Origin of the sequence: Shewanella corallii (genome assembly GCF_023349125.1) — a bacterium.
GTDB lineage: Bacteria > Pseudomonadota > Gammaproteobacteria > Enterobacterales > Shewanellaceae > Shewanella > Shewanella corallii.
In genome coordinates this window covers 1-17,756 of the sequence record NZ_JAKIKT010000013.1, presented here as the reverse complement: position 1 = coordinate 17,756, position 17,756 = coordinate 1, and the positions used below count along the sequence as shown (strand labels likewise).

Sequence of the window (17,756 nt, the reverse complement as noted above, 5' to 3'; positions counted from 1 at the left end):
AAAATGGCTGCTGAAGGTGAATTAACTGCTTCCAGTTATATCCAGCATCACCTGACCAACTTGGCAGTGGGTGAAGGATTCTGGACTTGGCACGTCGACTCACTCCTGTTCTCAGTTGGCTTGGGAGGCTTGTTCCTGTGGTTATTCTACAGAGCAGGCAAAAAGGCAACAGCAGGCGTTCCAACTAAGTTTCAATGTTTTGTTGAAATGATGGTGGAATTTATTGATGGCATCGTTCGTGACTCTTTCCACGGTCGCAACCCTGTTATCGCACCGCTTGCCCTGACCATCTTCGTCTGGGTTTTCTTGATGAACTTGATGGACTTGGTTCCTGTTGACTTTATTCCTCATGCCGCCTACCTCATGGGCGTTCCTTACCTCAAGATTGTACCAACAACCGATTTGAACATTACCTTTGGTCTATCCATCGGCGTGTTCCTGTTGATTGTTTACTACAGCATTAAGGTCAAGGGCGTGTCTGGTTTCGTTAAGGAACTGACACTGCAGCCGTTCAATCATTGGGCACTGATTCCTGTGAACCTGGTTCTGGAAACTGTGACTTTGATTGCAAAGCCAATCTCTTTGGCACTGCGTCTGTTTGGTAACCTGTATGCAGGGGAGTTGATCTTTATTCTGATTGCATTGATGCCTTGGTGGAGCCAATTTGCACTGTCCGTGCCTTGGGCTATTTTCCACATCCTGGTCATCGTATTGCAGGCGTTTATTTTCATGATGCTGACTGTGGTTTACCTCAGCATGGCACATGAAGATCACTAATAATTTTTCAGCTTTAAATTTGTTAGCTTATTTTTTACGGAGAGAATAATGGAAACTGTAATCAGCTTTACCGCTATTGCTGTTGCTTTGATGATTGGCCTGGCTGCTCTGGGTACTGCTATCGGCTTTGCTATCCTGGGTGGTAAGTTCCTGGAAGCTTCTGCTCGTCAGCCTGAACTGGCTCCTGCTCTGCAAACTAAAATGTTCATCGTTGCTGGTCTGCTCGATGCGATTTCTATGATCGCAGTTGGTGTGGCACTGTTCTTCGTATTCGCGAACCCATTCGTTGGTCAGTTGGTAGGCTAATCCGGTTTTCCCGAATAGAGGAGGTGTGTCGTTATGAGCATTAACGCTACCTTATTAGGCCAGTTGATATCGTTTATGTTGTTTGTGTGGTTCTGCATGAAGTTCGTGTGGCCACCGCTCATTAACGCTATTGAAGCGCGCCAAAAGAAGATCGCTGACGGTCTGGCGGACGCTGACCGCGCTGCTAAAGACCTGGAGCTGGCTCAGTCCAAAGCGACCGAGCAACTCAAAGATGCCAAGGCCGCTGCCAACGAAATTATCGAAGCTGCTAATAAGCGCAAAAATCAAATCGTTGACGAAGCCAAAGCAGAGGCAGACGCTGAGCGTGCGAAAATCATCGCTCAGGGTAAAGCAGAAATTGAAGCTGAGCGTAATCGCGTGAAAGAGGAACTGCGTAAGCAGGTTGCTGCTCTCGCCCTAACCGGTGCTGAGAAGATCCTCGAGCGTTCGATTGATGAAGCCGCCCACAGCGATATCGTTAATAAACTCGTCGCTGAAATTTGATAAGGGAGTGGAGTTATGGCTGAGTTAACCACCATTGCTCGCCCTTACGCTAAGGCCGCTTTTGACTTTGCTGTCGAACAACAGGCGGTGGAGAAGTGGGCAGAAATGCTTGGCTTCGCTGCATTGGTGAGTGAAAACGAATCCATGCAACCACTGTTGACTGGCTCTATGGCCAGCAACCAGCTCGCTTCACTGTTTATCAGTGTTTGTGGTGAGCAAGTCGATACGCACGGTCAAAACCTGCTGAAGGTGATGGCTGAAAACGGACGTTTGGGTGTACTACCCGCTGTTGCAAAACTCTATGCGGATTTCCGCAACGAGTGGGCAAAAGAGATTGAAGCCAATGTGGTTTCAGCCACTGAGCTCACCGCAGAGCAACAGCAGCAGATTAGTGTTTCCCTTGAGAAACGTCTCGCACGCAAAGTTAAGCTGAACTGCAGCATAGATGCCGGCCTGATCGCCGGTGTGATTATCACGGCAGGAGACCTGGTCATTGATGGCTCGGTCCGCGGAAAACTAAACCGCCTGTCTGATAAGCTGCAGTCGTAATTGGGAGTTTGAGCATGCAACTGAATTCCACTGAAATCAGCGATCTGATTAAGCAGCGGATCGAGCAGTTCGAAGTTGTCAGCGAAGCACGCAACGAAGGTACTATCGTTGCAGTTAGCGACGGCATCATCCGCGTACACGGCCTGGCCGATGTAATGCAGGGTGAAATGATCGAACTGCCTGGCAACCGTTATGCCATCGCGTTGAACCTTGAACGTGATAGCGTCGGTGCCGTAGTTATGGGCCCTTATGCCGATCTGGCTGAAGGCGCCAAAGTTAAAACCACTGGTCGTATTCTGGAAGTTCCAGTAGGCCGTGGTCTGTTGGGCCGTGTGGTTAACACACTGGGTGAAGCAATCGACGGTAAAGGTCCTATCGAAAACGATGGGTTCTCTCCTGTTGAGATGATCGCTCCAGGCGTTATTGACCGTAAATCGGTATCCCAGCCAGTACAAACTGGTTATAAAGCCGTTGACTCCATGATCCCAATCGGTCGTGGTCAGCGTGAATTGATCATTGGTGACCGTCAGACTGGTAAAACAGCAATGGCGATCGACGCGATCATTAACCAGAAAGATTCCGGCATTAAGTGTGTGTATGTAGCTGTTGGTCAGAAAGCTTCTACTATCGCTAACGTGGTTCGCAAACTGGAAGAGCACGGCGCTCTGGCTAACACCATCGTGGTTGTAGCCTCTGCTTCTGAAGCAGCTGCCCTGCAGTACCTGGCACCATACTCTGGTTGTGCCATGGGTGAATACTTCCGTGACCGCGGTGAAGATGCCCTGATCGTATACGATGACCTGTCTAAGCAGGCTGTTGCATACCGTCAGATCTCTCTGTTGCTGCGTCGTCCACCAGGTCGTGAAGCATACCCAGGTGACGTTTTCTATCTGCACTCCCGTCTGCTGGAGCGCGCTTCTCGTGTAAACGAGGAGTATGTAGAGAAGTTCACCAACGGCGAAGTGAAAGGTAAGACTGGTTCTTTGACCGCTCTGCCTATCATTGAAACCCAGGCGGGTGACGTATCTGCGTTCGTACCAACCAACGTAATTTCTATTACTGACGGTCAGATCTTCCTGGAAACCGACCTGTTTAACTCTGGCCTGCGTCCAGCGGTTAACCCAGGTATCTCGGTATCCCGTGTAGGTGGTGCAGCCCAGACCAAGATTATCAAGAAACTGTCCGGTGGTATCCGTACCGCACTGGCACAGTATCGAGAGCTTGCTGCGTTCTCACAGTTTGCATCTGATCTTGACGATGCAACTCGTGCCCAGCTGGAGCACGGTGAGCGTGTTACCGAACTGATGAAGCAGAAGCAATATGCTCCTATGAGCGTAGCTGACCAGGGCGTTGTTATCTTCGCTGCTGAAAAAGGCTACCTGAAGGGCATTGAGCTGAAGAAGATCGGTAGCTTCGAAGCATCCCTGCTCTCTTTCATGAACAGCGAGCACGCTGAGCTGATGAAGACCATCAACGAGACTGGCGACTATAACGCCGACATCGAAGGTGAACTGAAAGCTGGCCTCGATAAGTTCATGGAAACCCAAACCTGGTAAAAATCGTCGAGGTGCCACTTAGGCACCTCAAGGTCCAGATTGGAGAGTAGAGATGGCCGGCGCAAAAGAGATTAAAACCAAGATCGCGAGTGTTCAGAACACTCAGAAGATCACTTCTGCCATGGAAATGGTAGCTGCCAGTAAAATGCGCAAAGCGAATGAGCGCATGTCCAGCAGCCGCCCCTATGCAGAAATTATGCGTAAGGTGATCGGTCACGTGGCGCAGGGCTCTCTTGAGTACAAGCATCCTTACTTGGAAGAAAGAGAAGCCAAGCGAGTGGGCTACATTGTTGTAGCCACCGACCGCGGTCTTTGTGGTGGTCTGAACGTCAACCTGTTCAAAAAGGTTGTCGCAGACGTGAAGAACTGGAAGCAGCAAGGTGCGGAAGTTGAATTCTGTGCCATTGGTGCCCGAAGTGTTCAGTTCTTCAAGAGCTATGGCGGACAAGTCGCAGCACAGGCTTCCGGCCTGGGTGATGCCCCTACGTTGGCAGAACTCATCGGTACTGTGCGCGTCATGCTGCAGGCTTACGACGAAGGCAAGCTGGATCGTCTGTACGTGGTGTACAACAAGTTTGTAAACACCATGACTCAGGCTCCCGTGATCGAGCAACTGCTACCTTTGCCGAAATCCGAAGAGTACGACCGGGAACACCGTTGGGACTACGTATACGAGCCAGATCCAAAAGAACTTTTGGATACTCTGTTGGTGCGTTATGTAGAGTCTCAGGTTTATCAAGGTGTTGTAGAAAACATTGCGTCTGAACAGGCTGCCCGTATGGTGGCGATGAAGGCTGCAACTGACAACGCCGGTAACCTGATTGACAACCTGCAACTGGTGTACAACAAAGCTCGTCAGGCTGCGATTACGCAGGAACTGTCGGAAATTGTTTCTGGTGCCGCTGCGGTATAAGCAAGGTAACGAATACAAGTTTTAGAGGATTAATCATGAGCACAGGTACTGTTGTCCAAGTAATTGGCGCGGTTGTGGACGTTGAGTTTCCACATGATGCCGTACCTCAGGTATATGACGCTCTGAAGATCACAGGTGAAGGTTCCTGTAACGGCTTGGTGCTGGAAGTTCAGCAGCAGCTGGGTGGTGGTGTAGTTCGTACCATTGCCATGGGTTCTTCTGATGGTCTGCGTCGTGGTATCGAAGTGGAAAACACAGGTTCTGGAATTATGGTGCCAGTAGGCACTGCAACTCTGGGCCGTATTATGAACGTATTGGGTGAGCCAGTAGACGAAGCGGGCCCTATCGGTGAAGAAGAGCGTTACATCATTCACCGTGAAGCTCCTTCCTATGAAGATCAGTCCAATACTACTGAACTGCTGGAAACAGGCATCAAGGTTATCGACCTGGTATGTCCGTTCGCCAAGGGTGGTAAAGTAGGTCTGTTCGGTGGTGCTGGTGTTGGTAAGACAGTTAACATGATGGAACTGATCAACAACATCGCAAAAGCCCACTCTGGTCTGTCTGTATTTGCCGGTGTAGGTGAGCGTACCCGTGAAGGTAACGACTTCTACTACGAAATGCAGGACTCTGGCGTACTGGATAAAGTAGCCATGGTTTATGGTCAGATGAACGAGCCTCCAGGTAACCGTCTGCGTGTTGCTCTGACCGGTCTGACTATGGCCGAGAAGTTCCGTGACGAAGGTAAAGACGTACTGTTGTTCGTGGACAACATCTACCGTTACACCCTGGCTGGTACCGAAGTATCAGCACTGCTGGGTCGTATGCCTTCTGCAGTAGGTTATCAGCCAACTCTGGCTGAAGAGATGGGTGTTCTGCAGGAACGTATTACTTCTACCAAGACAGGGTCTATTACCTCTGTTCAGGCAGTATACGTACCAGCGGATGACTTGACTGACCCATCCCCTGCGACCACCTTCGCTCACTTGGATGCGACCGTGGTACTGTCTCGTCAAATCGCTTCTCTGGGTATTTACCCAGCGGTTGACCCACTGGATTCCACCTCTCGTCAGCTGGATCCACAGGTTGTTGGCCAAGAGCACTATGACGTGGCAAACGGTGTTCAGACTGTACTGCAGCGCTACAAAGAGCTGAAAGATATCATTGCGATTCTGGGTATGGACGAACTGTCTGACGACGACAAGATGACTGTGTCTCGCGCGCGTAAAATCGAGCGTTTCCTGTCTCAGCCGTTCTTCGTGGCAGAAGTCTTTACCGGTTCTCCAGGTAAGTATGTTTCTCTGAAAGACACTATTCGTGGCTTCAAGGGCATCCTGGATGGCGAATTCGATCACATCGCAGAGCAGGCGTTCTACATGGCTGGCTCTATCGATGAAGTTATCGAGCGCGCTAACAAGAAATAATCAGGCTTTAGCTTGATTCTTTAAGGAGAACAGGATGGCAGCCATGACAGTACATCTTGATATCGTAAGTGCAGAAGCAAGTATCTTTTCCGGCTTGGTGGAAACCCTGCAGGTAACTGGTGCTGAAGGTGAACTGGGTATTTTGCCTGGTCACACTCCGCTGCTGACCCGTATCAAACCTGGCATGGTGCGTATCGTCAAACAACATGGCAAAGAAGAACTGTTTTATCTGTCCGGCGGTATGCTGGAAGTTCAACCTTCTTCTGTAGCTGTATTGGCTGACGTGGTCGTGCGTGCCGAAGACATTGATGAAGCTGCGGCTGTTGAAGCCAAGCGTCGTGCAGAGGCCGATATGGCTAACGCAGGTGCTGACTTTGACTATGCAACAGCTGCTGTTGAGCTGGCTCAGGCCTTGGCTCAGCTGCGTGTCGTTGAGACCATCAAGAAGAACATCAGCCGCTAAGGTGAATGTTGCTGTAAAAGGCGTCCCTCGGGACGCCTTTTTTGTATCTGCTATTCCAACCTATCGATGGATGCACTGCTTTTAAAGCTAATTTCCGCTACACTTTCGCCAGTTGTGTTTAAAGGATTTCGCTATGTCATTGAATGTCGTCATTTTGGCCGCCGGGAAAGGTACCCGGATGCGCTCAGATCTACCCAAGGTTCTGCACAAAATTGCCCACAAGAGCATGGTGCAGCACGTGATTGATACCGCCCGCGCCATGGATGCCGCCCAGATTAATCTGGTATACGGCTATGGTGGCGACACCTTAAAGCAGACGCTGGGCGAGCAACCCCTGAACTGGGTGCTACAGGCAGAGCAACTGGGCACTGGCCATGCGGTGGCTCAGGCCAATGACAATATCAGCGATGACGATACCGTACTGGTACTTTACGGTGATGTGCCGCTCATCCAGCAATCCACTCTGGATGCGCTGCTGGCTGCCAAGCCACAAAATGGCCTGACTATTCTGACAGTGAATTTGGATAACCCTACCGGATATGGTCGTATTGAGCGTAACTGGGAAGGCAAGGTGATTGGCATTGTTGAGCAGAAAGATGCCAACGCCGAACAGCTGGCCATTAAAGAGATCAATACCGGTATTATGGCACTGCCGGGCAAGCAGCTGAAAACCTGGCTGGCCAACCTGTCCAATAACAATGCTCAGGGCGAATACTATCTGACTGACATTATCGCCATGGCGCATAAAGAAGGTGTCGAGATCACTACGGCTCAGCCGCAGTCTGCCATTGAAGTGGAAGGCGCCAACAATCGCGTGCAACTGGCCGCACTGGAGCGTGCCTATCAGGCCCGTGAAGCGGAAAACTTGATGCTCAGTGGTGCCAATCTGCGTGACCCAAGCCGTATCGATATCCGTGGTGAAGTGACCGTGGGAATGGATGTGATGATCGACATTAACGTGATCTTCGAAGGCAAGGTGGTCCTGGGTAACAATGTGACCATTGGTGCGGGCGCTATTCTGAAAGATTGCAGTATTGCCGATAACGCTGAAATTAAACCTTACACCATAGTGGAAAGCGCCACTTTGGCAGAAGATGCCAGTGCCGGCCCATTTGCCCGTCTGCGTCCGGGCGCAGAGCTGCATAAAGATGCCCATATAGGCAACTTTGTAGAAATGAAGAAGGCAGTGCTGGGTGAAGGTTCCAAAGCGGGTCATCTGGCCTACCTGGGCGATGCGCAAATCGGTAAAGGGGTGAATATCGGTGCCGGTACTATTACCTGTAACTATGACGGCGCCAATAAGCACCTGACCGTGATTGAAGATGAGGCCTTTATTGGCAGTGATACCCAATTGGTGGCACCTGTGACTATCGGCAAAGGCGCAACCGTGGGCGCTGGAGCGACTGTTACCCGTGATGTGGGTGATGGTGAGTTGGTGATCACCCGGGTGAAGCAGAAGCACTTCACAGACTGGCAGCGTCCAGTGAAAGAAAAGAAATCATAACTGCTCAGGTTATATAGAAAAAGCGGCCAGATGGCCGCTTTTTTGTTTCTGGTAAAAACAATCAAACTGCAGATTTTTAATCTGAGTTAACGGATATAAAAGATCAAGATCACCAAATCTAATTAAAATTATGAAAATTAGTTTAAATGTAAATCGTTCTCATTTATATTGCTCGCAACTTCCATATTGAACCATTCAGAGGTAGGAAATGGCTTTCAGGTTATCCTGTATCGGACTTGCAGTAATCTCTTCAATCGCAGCTAATGCCGCACTGGCAGATGATGCAGTCGGTGCAGACAATATCGAACGCATCAGTGTGATGGGCTACACCTTCAACGATTACAAGGTGAGTAATGCATCCGGCGCTATGCGCGGTGATATCGATCTGTTGGATACTCCTCAGTCTGTAACCGTTATTCCTGACTTTGTGACCGATGAACAGCTGGCCCGTAACCTGGCTGAAGTACTGAGCAACGACTCCTCTGTTACCGCTGGCAGTGAAAAGTGGAACCGTCAGCAGTTCTCTATCCGCGGTTTTGCTTTGGATTCTGGTAATGGCTTCCTGGTCAATGGACATCAGCACTGGTCTCACTATGTGCAGCCAATTGAAACCCTGGAGCAGGTAGAAGTACTGAAAGGCCCTTCTTCCATGCTGTATGGCCAGTCTGGCCCGGGTGGTCTGATCAATATGGTTACCAAAAAGCCTACATATGACTCATTGTTCAACGTTGGTGTCGATACTGACGAATATGGCTCACTGCGTTTCCAGATGGATGCGGGTGGTGCCGTTAACGAAGAGGGTACAGTTCGCTACCGCACCATGTTGGTTAAGCAGGACACCACTTACTGGACCGAGTACCAGAATGGTGAGAATAAAGAGCGTGATCGTTTGCTGACGTTCCTGGCGCTGGACTTCGACCTGACCGACGATGTGACTCTGTCTGTTAAATATGACAACACTGCCGATAAAGCCGGCCTGGACTCAGGTGCCTGGTTGTACAGCACTGGCGACAAGATTGGTCAGGTGATTGGCGAAGAAGACAAGATCTGGGAATTACCCTGGGCCTTTATCGATATCAATGTTCAGAACATTGGTGCTGATGTGCAGTGGCACATAAATGATAACTGGAAAATGAAAACCGGTTATAACCACCAGATGTATGAACGTCAGCGTTTTGGTTCGTCACCAACTTACAACGAAAACCCATTTGAAGATGGTTACACAGTACGTCCATTCGATCGTCATGATGATTGGCAGTACAAAACCGCCTATATGGATTTTATCGGTAACTTCAGCACAGGCGATTTTGAACACCAGTTCCTGTTTGGTGCCAACATGCTGGACTACTACTACCAGCAGCAGGCTGAGTACGGCGACAAGGTCACTGTGATGCCGGGTCAGGTTATTTCACCTAACGTGAACTATCACAATGTGGACCCAAAGCCTGCCTCTGAATACAAGCACTATGGTTTTTATGTACAGGATCTGATGACCCTGACTGAAAACTGGAAAGCGCTGGCTGGTGTTCGCTATGACGAGCAGAAGAAAGATGGCGCCGGTAATAACGCCTATGCCCTGTCTCCCAAGTTTGGTGTGATTTATGAACCGACTGATTACGGCAGCATCTATGTAAACTACTCCAAGAGCTTTATGCCTAAAGGAATGGTTAACGATGTAGAAGATGCCAATAATGGCGTAAACCTGAAGCCTGAGTACGGCACTCAGTATGAGATTGGAACCAAGTGGGAACTGTTCGACGGCGGCCTGCTGATGACTGCAGCTGTGTTCGACATTACCGTTGAAAACCGTGTTGTTACTCAGGACCTGCTCAACCCGGTTGGCGATGTCGATAAGATCACAACTCAGGATGGTGAACAGAACCACAAAGGTTTTGAAATGGGTGCTCAGGGTCAGCTGACTGACTCAGTGTTTATCACAGGCTCCATGATGTACCTGGATGCCAAGTATGAGAATGACCCTGAACTGGAAGGTCTGACGCCAATCGATGCGCCTAAGTGGTCTGCCAATATCTGGACCCGTTACGAAGTGACCGACCAACTGGCTCTGAACCTGGGTGCTCAGTATGTGGGCGAACGTTACGCTTCTGCTGATGCCAACCTGGGTAACTCAGTGGTGAAAGATGCCTTTGTTCGTGTTGATATGGGCGCCGCTTATACCTGGGATATGCAGGGTACTGAAATGAACCTGCGTCTGAACGTGAAGAACCTGTTCGACACCGATTATGTTGATGGCGGCAGCTATAAAGAAGTCACCATAGGTCAGGGACGTAACGTTAGCCTGGCATTTGAAGCCAAGTTCTAATCTGGCTTGCAAAACTAAATTCAAATCTGCGTATCAAAAGCAGCCTGCGGGCTGCTTTTTTATTGTCTGAAATCCTCCAGCTACTGAGCATTAGGTCACTATGCTGCCCTTGTCTGTTTTATCCTCACTGGCAATTTGGTTTCATTTCTATATAATTTGCTTTCGAAACGAAACTTAGTCGAAAGTTAGATGACCAAACGCAATACTCAACAACGACGACACACCATACTTAACCTGTTGAATGAACGGGGTGAAGTCAGTGTCGATGAACTGGTTGCCAAACTCGAAACCTCGGCGGTAACCATTCGTAAGGATTTAACCGCGCTGGAGAAAAACGGCCTTTTGTTCCGCCGTCACGGTGGCGCGATTCCGGTTCCCCAGGACATTAGTCAGGGCGGATATCGTAAACAGTCTCCCAATAAACAGAGTATTGCAGCGGCGGCGGCCAAACTTATTGCTGACCATAACCGCATTATTATCGACTCCGGCAGTACCACTATCGGCCTGATCCCACATTTGAGTGACAAGCGTGGTTTGCTGGTGATGACCAACTCGCTGAACCTGGCCAATGCCATTCAGGATTTGGAGAACGAGCCCACCCTGTTGATGACAGGTGGCACCTGGGACCCGCATTCAGAGTCGTTTCAGGGCCGGGTCGCCGAGCAGGTGCTGAGATCCTATAACTTCGATCAGCTGTTTATCGGGGCCGATGGTCTGGATCTGGAACGTGGCACCACCACCTTCAATGAACTGACAGGTTTGAGCCAGGTGATGGCTGAAGTCTCCCGGGAGGTGATCGTAATGCTGGAGTCCCAGAAGCTTGGGCGCATCATCCCCAATCTGGAGTTGCCCTGGAGCAAGGTCAATGTGCTGGTGACCGATGACAAAATCCCGGCTCAGGCGGCAGAGACCATCAGAGCCCAGGGCGTAGAAGTGATTATCGCGCCCTATGTGGATTAACAATTAATGGATTGGGTGAACGCCTGATCCCGATGGCAAGACCATCAAACAGATTAAATATTGAAACAGGAAATGGACTATGTGTGGAATTGTTGGTGCGGTAGCACAACGTGATGTGGCTGAGATCCTGCTGGAAGGTCTGAAGCGTCTGGAATACCGTGGTTACGACTCAGCCGGTGTGGCGATTATTCATGAGGGTGAGCTTAAGCGTACCCGTAGACTGGGTAAGGTACAGGAACTGGCGACTGCACTGGATGAATCGCCGCTGCCAGGTGGAACCGGTATTGCTCACACCCGCTGGGCAACCCATGGTGAGCCAAGCGAACGCAACGCCCACCCACATATCTCCTGTGGTGATATCGCTGTGGTTCACAATGGTATTATTGAAAACCACGCCAAGCTGCGTGAGCAACTGACGGCTCTGGGCTATGAGTTCGCTTCGGACACAGATACTGAAGTGATCTGCCATTTGGTTCACCACGAGCTGAAGAGTCACGATACTCTGCTGGCGGCAGTTCAGGCAACCGTGAAGCAGCTGGAAGGCGCCTATGGCACAGTTGTTATCGACCGTCGCGACCCAGAGCGTCTGGTAGTTGCCCGTAGTGGCAGTCCTCTGGTGATAGGTTATGGCCTGGGTGAGCACTTTGTGGCATCTGATCAGTTGGCACTGCTGCCGGTTACCCGTACCTTCGCTTATCTGGAAGAGGGCGATGTTGCCGAAGTCACCCGTCGTGAAGTGAACATCTTTGATATCGATGGCAATCCGGTTACCCGCGAAAAGAAAGAGTCTGAGATCACCCATGATGCCGGCGACAAGGGCGAGTACCGCCACTACATGCTGAAAGAGATCTACGAGCAGCCAATGGCGCTGGCTCGTACGCTGGAAGGTCGCATCGCCAATCAACAGGTGCTGGACACGGCCTTTGGCGACAATGCTGCTGAGTTCCTGAAAGATATTAAGCATGTGCAGATTATTGCCTGTGGTACCAGTTATCACGCCGGTATGGCTGCTCGTTACTGGCTGGAAGAGTGGGCGGGCGTATCCTGTAACGTGGAAATTGCTTCAGAGTTCCGCTACCGCAAATCCCATATGTTCCCCAACAGCCTGTTGGTGACCATTTCTCAGTCTGGTGAAACCGCTGATACCCTGGCGGCGCTGCGTCTGGCCAAAGAGATGGGCTACAAGTCTACCCTGACTATCTGTAACGCTCCGGGTTCCTCTCTGGTGCGTGAGTCTGATATGGCTTACATGATGAAAGCCGGTGCTGAAATTGGCGTGGCGTCGACCAAGGCGTTTACCGTGCAGCTGGCGGGTCTGTTGATGCTGACTGCTGTGCTGGGTCGTTACAACAGCATGAGCGACGAGATGCAGAAAGCCATTTCTCAGTCGCTGCAATCTATGCCGGCCAAAGTAGAGCAGGCGCTGGGACTGGATGATGCTATTGCTGCCCTGGCGGAAGACTTTGCCGACAAGAACCATGCCCTGTTCCTTGGCCGTGGCGATCAATACCCGATTGCCATGGAAGGTGCGTTGAAGCTGAAAGAGATCTCCTATATCCACGCAGAAGCCTATGCATCAGGTGAGTTGAAGCATGGCCCATTGGCACTTATCGACGCCGATATGCCAGTTATTGTGGTGGCCCCAAACAACGAGCTGCTTGAGAAGCTGAAGTCCAACGTGGAAGAAGTACGCGCCCGTGGCGGCCTGATGTACGTATTTGCTGATAAGGATGCGGAGTTCGAGTCAGACGATACTATGAAGGTGATCCCGGTTCCTCACTGTGATGAGTTTATGGCACCACTGATCTACACCATTCCGCTGCAGCTGCTGTCTTACCATGTGGCATTGATCAAGGGTACCGACGTGGATCAGCCACGTAACCTGGCGAAATCTGTGACAGTAGAATAAGTCAGTGACCGTAGAGTAAGTCGCTGACAAACAGTTAAAACAAAACCGCCGTCATTAATAGTGACGGCGGTTTTTTATATCTGGCGCTGAATTAATTCAGTGTGGCCTGATAATCCTCAATCAGTTTTTGCCACTGTGGATGCCTGGCCAGATCATCACCCCAGGGTGTCATCACTTCTGACATAGCTACTGCATTACCCTGTTTTAGCTGATACAGATAGGCAAATGCCGAAGCGCGGTAGTTGGCCAAACAGTGCAGCAGAATGTCTTTATCTTTGTTGGCACCCATCACCTCGAAGAAGGCTTGCAGATCTGCCTGGGTAGGGTTTTTCCAATCTACCGGAATATAGACGTATTGCATCCCGGCCTGTTCGACCAATTCGGCTTCATTTTGGTATTCGGTATTGCTGCTGTCAGGCATCAGGTTAATTACGACATCTACGCCGGCTTGGCTTAACTCATTAAATTGAGAGGCGGCAGGCTGGCCTGAGGTGACCAGTTGCGGCGAGTTGGTTTTAAACGCCCTTATCTGCTGCAGTTGTGGCGAGGGAGTGATATCCGCCAATACCAAAGGGGAGCACAGCATCAGCATGGCGCAGGTGAGTTTTTTCATTGCAGGGTTCTTATCTGGTGAATGTCATTCAATAAGATGTAACTGCACTTAAGTAAGTTCAACCCAAAGGCTGGGATTTGGCGCTGGCTCACAGTTGGTAAATGAACAAAGGGTGGAATGCTGACTTAGGCAGTCAGCATCTGGTCGTTCTTACGTTGCTCTACCCGCTTCCACACCAATTCGTGGAAATAGAAAGCTACTGTATTAATAGCGGGCTCAATCAGCGCGATGGCACTGCCGATAACAATACTGCCGGTCAGTGCATAGGTGACGCTGAATGCCACGGTAAAGTGCAGAATCGCGAAAGTAATAGTCTTCAACATAGTGCCGTCCTCGTTAAGTTTATTTAAAAATGATAATCATTCTCACTTAAGCGTGCCAACAGGATTTTGCAATAGGTATAATCGGGAATTTTGTCGCAGTGCATAAAAAAGCCGCCTCAGTAATGCAACTGAAGCGGCTTAGCGGTCAATCCGTCGCTGATATCAGTAATGCCAGGGGAACTTGGTAAAGTCCTGGTCGCGTTTCTCCAGGAAAGCATCACGACCTTCCTGTGCTTCATCTGTTCCATAGGCCAGACGAGTTGCTTCACCGGCGAACAGCTGCTGTCCAACCAGACCGTCGTCCGGCAGATTAAAGCCGTACTTGAGCATGCGCATGGCCGTTGGCGACTTGGAGTTAATCTCTTTGGCCCAGCGCAGCGCCTCGGTCTCTAGCTCTGCGTGTGGTACTGACTTGTTAACCATACCCATATCGAAAGCTTCATCGGCACTGTAGTTAAAACCACAGAAGAAGATTTCGCGAGCGCGTTTTTGACCTATCATCTTGGCCAGATAAGCACTGCCGTAGCCCGAGTCAAAGCTGGCGACATCCGGGTCGGTTTGCTTAAACACTGCATGTTCTTTGGATGCCAGTGTCAGGTCGCACACTACGTGCAGGCTGTGCCCACCACCTACTGCCCAACCGGGAACCACGGCGATAACCACTTTTGGCATAAAGCGGATCAGTCGCTGAACTTCCAGGATATGCAGACGACCCATACGGGCGATATCGGCAGTACCGGCTTCTGCGCCTTCGTACTTATAGCCGTCTTTACCGCGGATACGCTGATCACCGCCTGAGGAGAAAGACCACTGACCTTTGGCTGATGGACCGTTACCCGTCAGCAGCACGCAACCAACATCTGACCATTGGCGGGCGTGGTCCAGCGCGATATACAGCTCGTCGACCGTCTTGGGTCTGAACGCATTCAAGCAGTCAGGGCGGTCGATAGCGATACGAACTGTGCCCTGATCTTTAGCTCTGTGGTAGGTGATGTCTTCGAAATTGAAGCCTGGAACCTGCTCCCAAAGGGAGGGGTCAAAAATATCTGAAACCTGGCGGGAAGATTGCTCAGTCATAGTTTGCCTAACCTTGCACTGTGATAATCGTCAAAGGCTAGGCTCATTTAATGGCAGGGTCAATTGCCGCAGTTAAAAGCTTTGATCAACTCAGGCTTCGTCAGGCAATGTATCGCAAAGCAGCCGGGTATTTTCCCTGTTGAATACCGGATGGGTGGGTATCGAGTCTTCACAGAAGTTATCTTTAAAGTCAGAAACCGTTTCGCGGCCACTGATTATCAACTCCAGCTCCTCAAACTCAGACTTACTCATTCTGTCTCTGAATTGATTGCGTATGCCGGCGGCCCAATCATTGTTTTTGATTACCTGAGTCCCTGTCATGGACTTAACTTTATTTTGAAACTGACTGTACTGAGTCTGCGCTTCAGCTTTCTGCTCATCGAAAACGTCTGTGTTGTTATACAAATAATAAACAGCGCCAATAAGCAATCCTAATATTAGCCATCCCTTCATATTTTGATCCAATCAGGTGAACTCTATTTACATTGGGAGCTATAATAAGACAGTTTTCGAACAATATTAAAGTGGTAAAGGCTGTCATTCATGAGCGCAGAGCCAGATAAAAAAACACCGTCTCCTTCTCAACGTATCAAGATCCACCAACCTGACGCAGGGAAAGCAGACAAATTCAACCCCAGCAATAGTATTTATGTCAGGGCGGTAGAAGGCCACTGGACCACTCTTCGTCGTCGTATGGGCTGGGTCGCCATGCTGTTTTTCCTGGTGTTGCCCTGGCTGCCTTGGGCCGACAGACAAGCGGTCTGGTTTAATCTGGGTGAACAGAAGTTTCATATATTTGGTCTGACTATCTGGCCCCAGGATCTGACCCTGCTGGCGGCGGTATTTATGATTGCCGCTTTTGCCCTGTTCTTTGTGACCACCTACTTAGGCCGGGTTTGGTGTGGCTATACCTGTCCTCAAACGGTATGGACCTTTATCTTTATCTGGGTTGAGGAAAAGTTGGAGGGGGCCCGTAATAAGCGCATCAAGCTGGACCAGATGCCATGGGACTTCAATAAAACTTGGCGTAAAACAGCCAAACATCTGGTTTGGTTGTTGATTGCTTGGGTTACCTCCATGACCTTTGTGTCCTACTTTGTTCCCACGACAGAGCTCTATACCGACTTCTTTACCCTGAATGCCGGTGGTGGCGTGTACTTCTGGGTATTCTTCTTTACTTTAGCGACATACGGCAATGCCGGCTGGATGCGGGAAATTATGTGCGTGCACATGTGCCCCTATGCCAGATTCCAGTCCGCCATGTTCGACCGCAACACCTATATAGTGGGTTATGACGCCAAGCGTGGTGAAACCCGTGGCCCACGTTCCCGTAAAGCTGACCCCAAAGCCATGGGACTGGGTGACTGTATCGATTGCGACCTGTGCGTGCAGGTCTGCCCGACAGGTATCGATATCCGTAATGGCTTGCAGTATGAGTGCATCAACTGTGGTGCCTGTATCGACGCCTGTGACCAGACCATGGATCGTATGGGTTATGACAAGGGGCTTATCCGTTACACCACAGAGAACAAGCTGGATGGAAAGCAGGAAAAGGTAATGCGTCCAAAGCTGGTGGGTTATGGCGTAGTGCTGGTGGCCATGATTCTGGGATTGATATATGCCGTATCTGCGGTATCACCGTTACGTATCGATGTTATTCGCGACCGTAACCAGTTGTACCGGGAAAATCTGGATGGCTTTATTGAGAACACCTTTACTCTGAAGATCCTGAACAAGACAGAACAGGCTCATGAGTATCAGCTGTCAGCCACTGGTTTGAAAGATCACAAATGGATAGGTCCGGAATCAGTGACCGTTAAAGGTGGAGAGGTATACACCTTGCCAATCAGTATTGCAGTGGACCCTTATTATCTTGATCGTCCCATTACTGATATCCAGATATTGGTGAAATCTGACTCAGGTGAAGAGCCAATTGAAGTTTCACAGGAAACTCGATTCTTCAGCCGATAGTTATTTAAGGTGCATCAATGCTAATAAAAAGGGGGCTAAATGCCCCTTTTTTCATCGTTTGGTTTAATTTTTCGTCGAACGCTCGATTTTATACACTTTTCTTTATTTAACCCCTTGCGCAAATAATTCTGCTCCCTATAATGCGCCCTCACTGACACGGCACACAGCGCTCTCTGGAGACGGTTAACCGGTCAGTTCGACAAGTTCTGAAGAATTTGAAAAAAATCTTCGAAAAAGCGCTTGACGAAAGAGGTTTGAAGCGTAAAATACGCAGCCTCTTCAGAACGAAACAAGTTCTGAATCGCTCTTTAACAAATAGACAGACAAGCAAATCTGTGTGGACATTCACAGTAGTTGATGAGGTCGACAAAGACTTATTCTCCTTCACTGGAGACATCAATGAACGAAGTTCGCGCAGCATGCAAAGACAGAATTCATTGAGCTGATTCTTCCCTCTTTATTGAGGAGAGAGTCAACCAAAACTTTAATTGAAGAGTTTGATCATGGCTCAGATTGAACGCTGGCGGCAGGCCTAACACATGCAAGTCGAGCGGTAACAGAAAGTAGCTTGCTACTTTGCTGAC

17 protein-coding genes and 1 rRNA gene are annotated in these 17,756 nt (G+C 49.8%); 14 read left to right on the top strand and 4 right to left on the bottom strand.

Features of this window, described 5'->3' with window-relative positions; translation table 11 throughout:
- Positions 1-3 precede the first annotated feature (3 nt).
- The 12 genes from atpB to glmS all read left to right on the top strand — a co-directional run bounded on the left by atpB (position 4) and on the right by glmS (position 13,188).
- Positions 4-777, top strand: coding sequence for a F0F1 ATP synthase subunit A (atpB, locus tag L2725_RS21300; protein WP_248937747.1), 774 nt, complete (start codon positions 4-6; stop codon positions 775-777).
- A gap of 48 nt (positions 778-825) precedes the next feature.
- Positions 826-1,083 (top strand): F0F1 ATP synthase subunit C, encoded by a 258-nt coding sequence (atpE, locus tag L2725_RS21295; RefSeq protein WP_115138909.1) that lies wholly within the window; start codon positions 826-828, stop codon positions 1,081-1,083.
- 33 nt (positions 1,084-1,116) lie between these two features.
- On the top strand, positions 1,117-1,587 hold the full coding sequence (atpF, locus tag L2725_RS21290; protein ID WP_115138908.1) for a F0F1 ATP synthase subunit B: 471 nt from the start codon (positions 1,117-1,119) through the stop codon (positions 1,585-1,587).
- Positions 1,588-1,602: 15 nt separating this feature from the next.
- Complete coding sequence (atpH, locus tag L2725_RS21285; RefSeq protein ID WP_115138907.1) at positions 1,603-2,136, top strand: F0F1 ATP synthase subunit delta; 534 nt, start codon at positions 1,603-1,605, stop codon at positions 2,134-2,136.
- 14 nt (positions 2,137-2,150) lie between these two features.
- Positions 2,151-3,692, top strand: coding sequence for a F0F1 ATP synthase subunit alpha (gene atpA, locus L2725_RS21280; protein ID WP_115138906.1), 1,542 nt, complete (start codon positions 2,151-2,153; stop codon positions 3,690-3,692).
- A 52-nt stretch (positions 3,693-3,744) separates the two neighbouring features.
- Entirely contained in the window at positions 3,745-4,605 is an 861-nt protein-coding gene (gene atpG / locus L2725_RS21275) for a F0F1 ATP synthase subunit gamma (RefSeq protein ID WP_115138905.1), read from the top strand.
- 35 nt (positions 4,606-4,640) lie between these two features.
- Positions 4,641-6,029 carry a F0F1 ATP synthase subunit beta gene (gene atpD, locus L2725_RS21270; protein WP_115138904.1) on the top strand — a complete coding sequence of 463 codons (1,389 nt, stop codon included), beginning with the start codon at positions 4,641-4,643 and terminating at the stop codon, positions 6,027-6,029.
- Positions 6,030-6,063: 34 nt separating this feature from the next.
- Positions 6,064-6,492, top strand: coding sequence for a F0F1 ATP synthase subunit epsilon (locus tag L2725_RS21265; protein WP_115138903.1), 429 nt, complete (start codon positions 6,064-6,066; stop codon positions 6,490-6,492).
- 133 nt (positions 6,493-6,625) lie between these two features.
- Positions 6,626-7,996, top strand: a complete 1,371-nt coding sequence (glmU, locus tag L2725_RS21260; RefSeq protein ID WP_249250829.1) for a bifunctional UDP-N-acetylglucosamine diphosphorylase/glucosamine-1-phosphate N-acetyltransferase GlmU — start codon at positions 6,626-6,628, stop codon at positions 7,994-7,996.
- A 208-nt stretch (positions 7,997-8,204) separates the two neighbouring features.
- Positions 8,205-10,319 carry a TonB-dependent receptor gene (locus L2725_RS21255; RefSeq protein ID WP_249250827.1) on the top strand — a complete coding sequence of 705 codons (2,115 nt, stop codon included), beginning with the start codon at positions 8,205-8,207 and terminating at the stop codon, positions 10,317-10,319.
- Positions 10,320-10,508: 189 nt separating this feature from the next.
- On the top strand, positions 10,509-11,279 hold the full coding sequence (locus L2725_RS21250; protein ID WP_249250826.1) for a DeoR/GlpR family DNA-binding transcription regulator: 771 nt from the start codon (positions 10,509-10,511) through the stop codon (positions 11,277-11,279).
- 79 nt (positions 11,280-11,358) lie between these two features.
- Complete coding sequence (glmS, locus tag L2725_RS21245; protein WP_249250824.1) at positions 11,359-13,188, top strand: glutamine--fructose-6-phosphate transaminase (isomerizing); 1,830 nt, start codon at positions 11,359-11,361, stop codon at positions 13,186-13,188.
- A 91-nt stretch (positions 13,189-13,279) separates the two neighbouring features.
- On the opposite strand, the gene L2725_RS21240 is transcribed toward glmS, so the two are convergent.
- The 4 genes from L2725_RS21240 to L2725_RS21225 all read right to left on the bottom strand — a co-directional run bounded on the left by L2725_RS21240 (position 13,280) and on the right by L2725_RS21225 (position 15,654).
- Entirely contained in the window at positions 13,280-13,801 is a 522-nt protein-coding gene (locus L2725_RS21240) for a protein tyrosine phosphatase family protein (RefSeq protein WP_249250823.1), read from the bottom strand.
- Between the two features lie 125 nt (positions 13,802-13,926).
- On the bottom strand, positions 13,927-14,124 hold the full coding sequence (locus tag L2725_RS21235) for a DUF2061 domain-containing protein (protein ID WP_249250822.1): 198 nt from the start codon (positions 14,122-14,124) through the stop codon (positions 13,927-13,929).
- Between the two features lie 162 nt (positions 14,125-14,286).
- On the bottom strand, positions 14,287-15,201 hold the full coding sequence (locus tag L2725_RS21230; protein ID WP_249250821.1) for a 1,4-dihydroxy-2-naphthoyl-CoA synthase: 915 nt from the start codon (positions 15,199-15,201) through the stop codon (positions 14,287-14,289).
- Between the two features lie 90 nt (positions 15,202-15,291).
- A complete protein-coding gene (locus L2725_RS21225) occupies positions 15,292-15,654 on the bottom strand; it encodes a hypothetical protein (RefSeq protein WP_249250820.1) in 363 nt (120 codons plus the stop codon).
- Positions 15,655-15,744: 90 nt separating this feature from the next.
- Here L2725_RS21225 and ccoG point away from each other — a divergent pair, with 90 nt between their 5' ends.
- Complete coding sequence (ccoG, locus tag L2725_RS21220; RefSeq protein ID WP_249250819.1) at positions 15,745-17,172, top strand: cytochrome c oxidase accessory protein CcoG; 1,428 nt, start codon at positions 15,745-15,747, stop codon at positions 17,170-17,172.
- Positions 17,173-17,657: 485 nt separating this feature from the next.
- Positions 17,658-17,756 (top strand): 16S ribosomal RNA (locus L2725_RS21215); the annotation flags it as partial.

Excerpts from the sequence above, each read along its gene's own strand:
- atpB (WP_248937747.1), top strand. The coding sequence starts at position 4 with ATGGCTGCTGAAGGTGAATTAACTGCTTCCAGTTATATCCAGCATCAC.
- atpE (WP_115138909.1), top strand. The coding sequence starts at position 826 with ATGGAAACTGTAATCAGCTTTACCGCTATTGCTGTTGCTTTGATGATT.
- atpF (WP_115138908.1), top strand. The coding sequence starts at position 1,117 with ATGAGCATTAACGCTACCTTATTAGGCCAGTTGATATCGTTTATGTTG.
- atpH (WP_115138907.1), top strand. The coding sequence starts at position 1,603 with ATGGCTGAGTTAACCACCATTGCTCGCCCTTACGCTAAGGCCGCTTTT.
- atpA (WP_115138906.1), top strand. The coding sequence starts at position 2,151 with ATGCAACTGAATTCCACTGAAATCAGCGATCTGATTAAGCAGCGGATC.
- atpG (WP_115138905.1), top strand. The coding sequence starts at position 3,745 with ATGGCCGGCGCAAAAGAGATTAAAACCAAGATCGCGAGTGTTCAGAAC.
- atpD (WP_115138904.1), top strand. The coding sequence starts at position 4,641 with ATGAGCACAGGTACTGTTGTCCAAGTAATTGGCGCGGTTGTGGACGTT.
- L2725_RS21265 (WP_115138903.1), top strand. The coding sequence starts at position 6,064 with ATGGCAGCCATGACAGTACATCTTGATATCGTAAGTGCAGAAGCAAGT.
- glmU (WP_249250829.1), top strand. The coding sequence starts at position 6,626 with ATGTCATTGAATGTCGTCATTTTGGCCGCCGGGAAAGGTACCCGGATG.
- L2725_RS21255 (WP_249250827.1), top strand. The coding sequence starts at position 8,205 with ATGGCTTTCAGGTTATCCTGTATCGGACTTGCAGTAATCTCTTCAATC.
- L2725_RS21250 (WP_249250826.1), top strand. The coding sequence starts at position 10,509 with ATGACCAAACGCAATACTCAACAACGACGACACACCATACTTAACCTG.
- glmS (WP_249250824.1), top strand. The coding sequence starts at position 11,359 with ATGTGTGGAATTGTTGGTGCGGTAGCACAACGTGATGTGGCTGAGATC.
- L2725_RS21240 (WP_249250823.1), bottom strand. The coding sequence starts at position 13,801 with ATGAAAAAACTCACCTGCGCCATGCTGATGCTGTGCTCCCCTTTGGTA.
- L2725_RS21235 (WP_249250822.1), bottom strand. The coding sequence starts at position 14,124 with ATGTTGAAGACTATTACTTTCGCGATTCTGCACTTTACCGTGGCATTC.
- L2725_RS21230 (WP_249250821.1), bottom strand. The coding sequence starts at position 15,201 with ATGACTGAGCAATCTTCCCGCCAGGTTTCAGATATTTTTGACCCCTCC.
- L2725_RS21225 (WP_249250820.1), bottom strand. The coding sequence starts at position 15,654 with ATGAAGGGATGGCTAATATTAGGATTGCTTATTGGCGCTGTTTATTAT.
- ccoG (WP_249250819.1), top strand. The coding sequence starts at position 15,745 with ATGAGCGCAGAGCCAGATAAAAAAACACCGTCTCCTTCTCAACGTATC.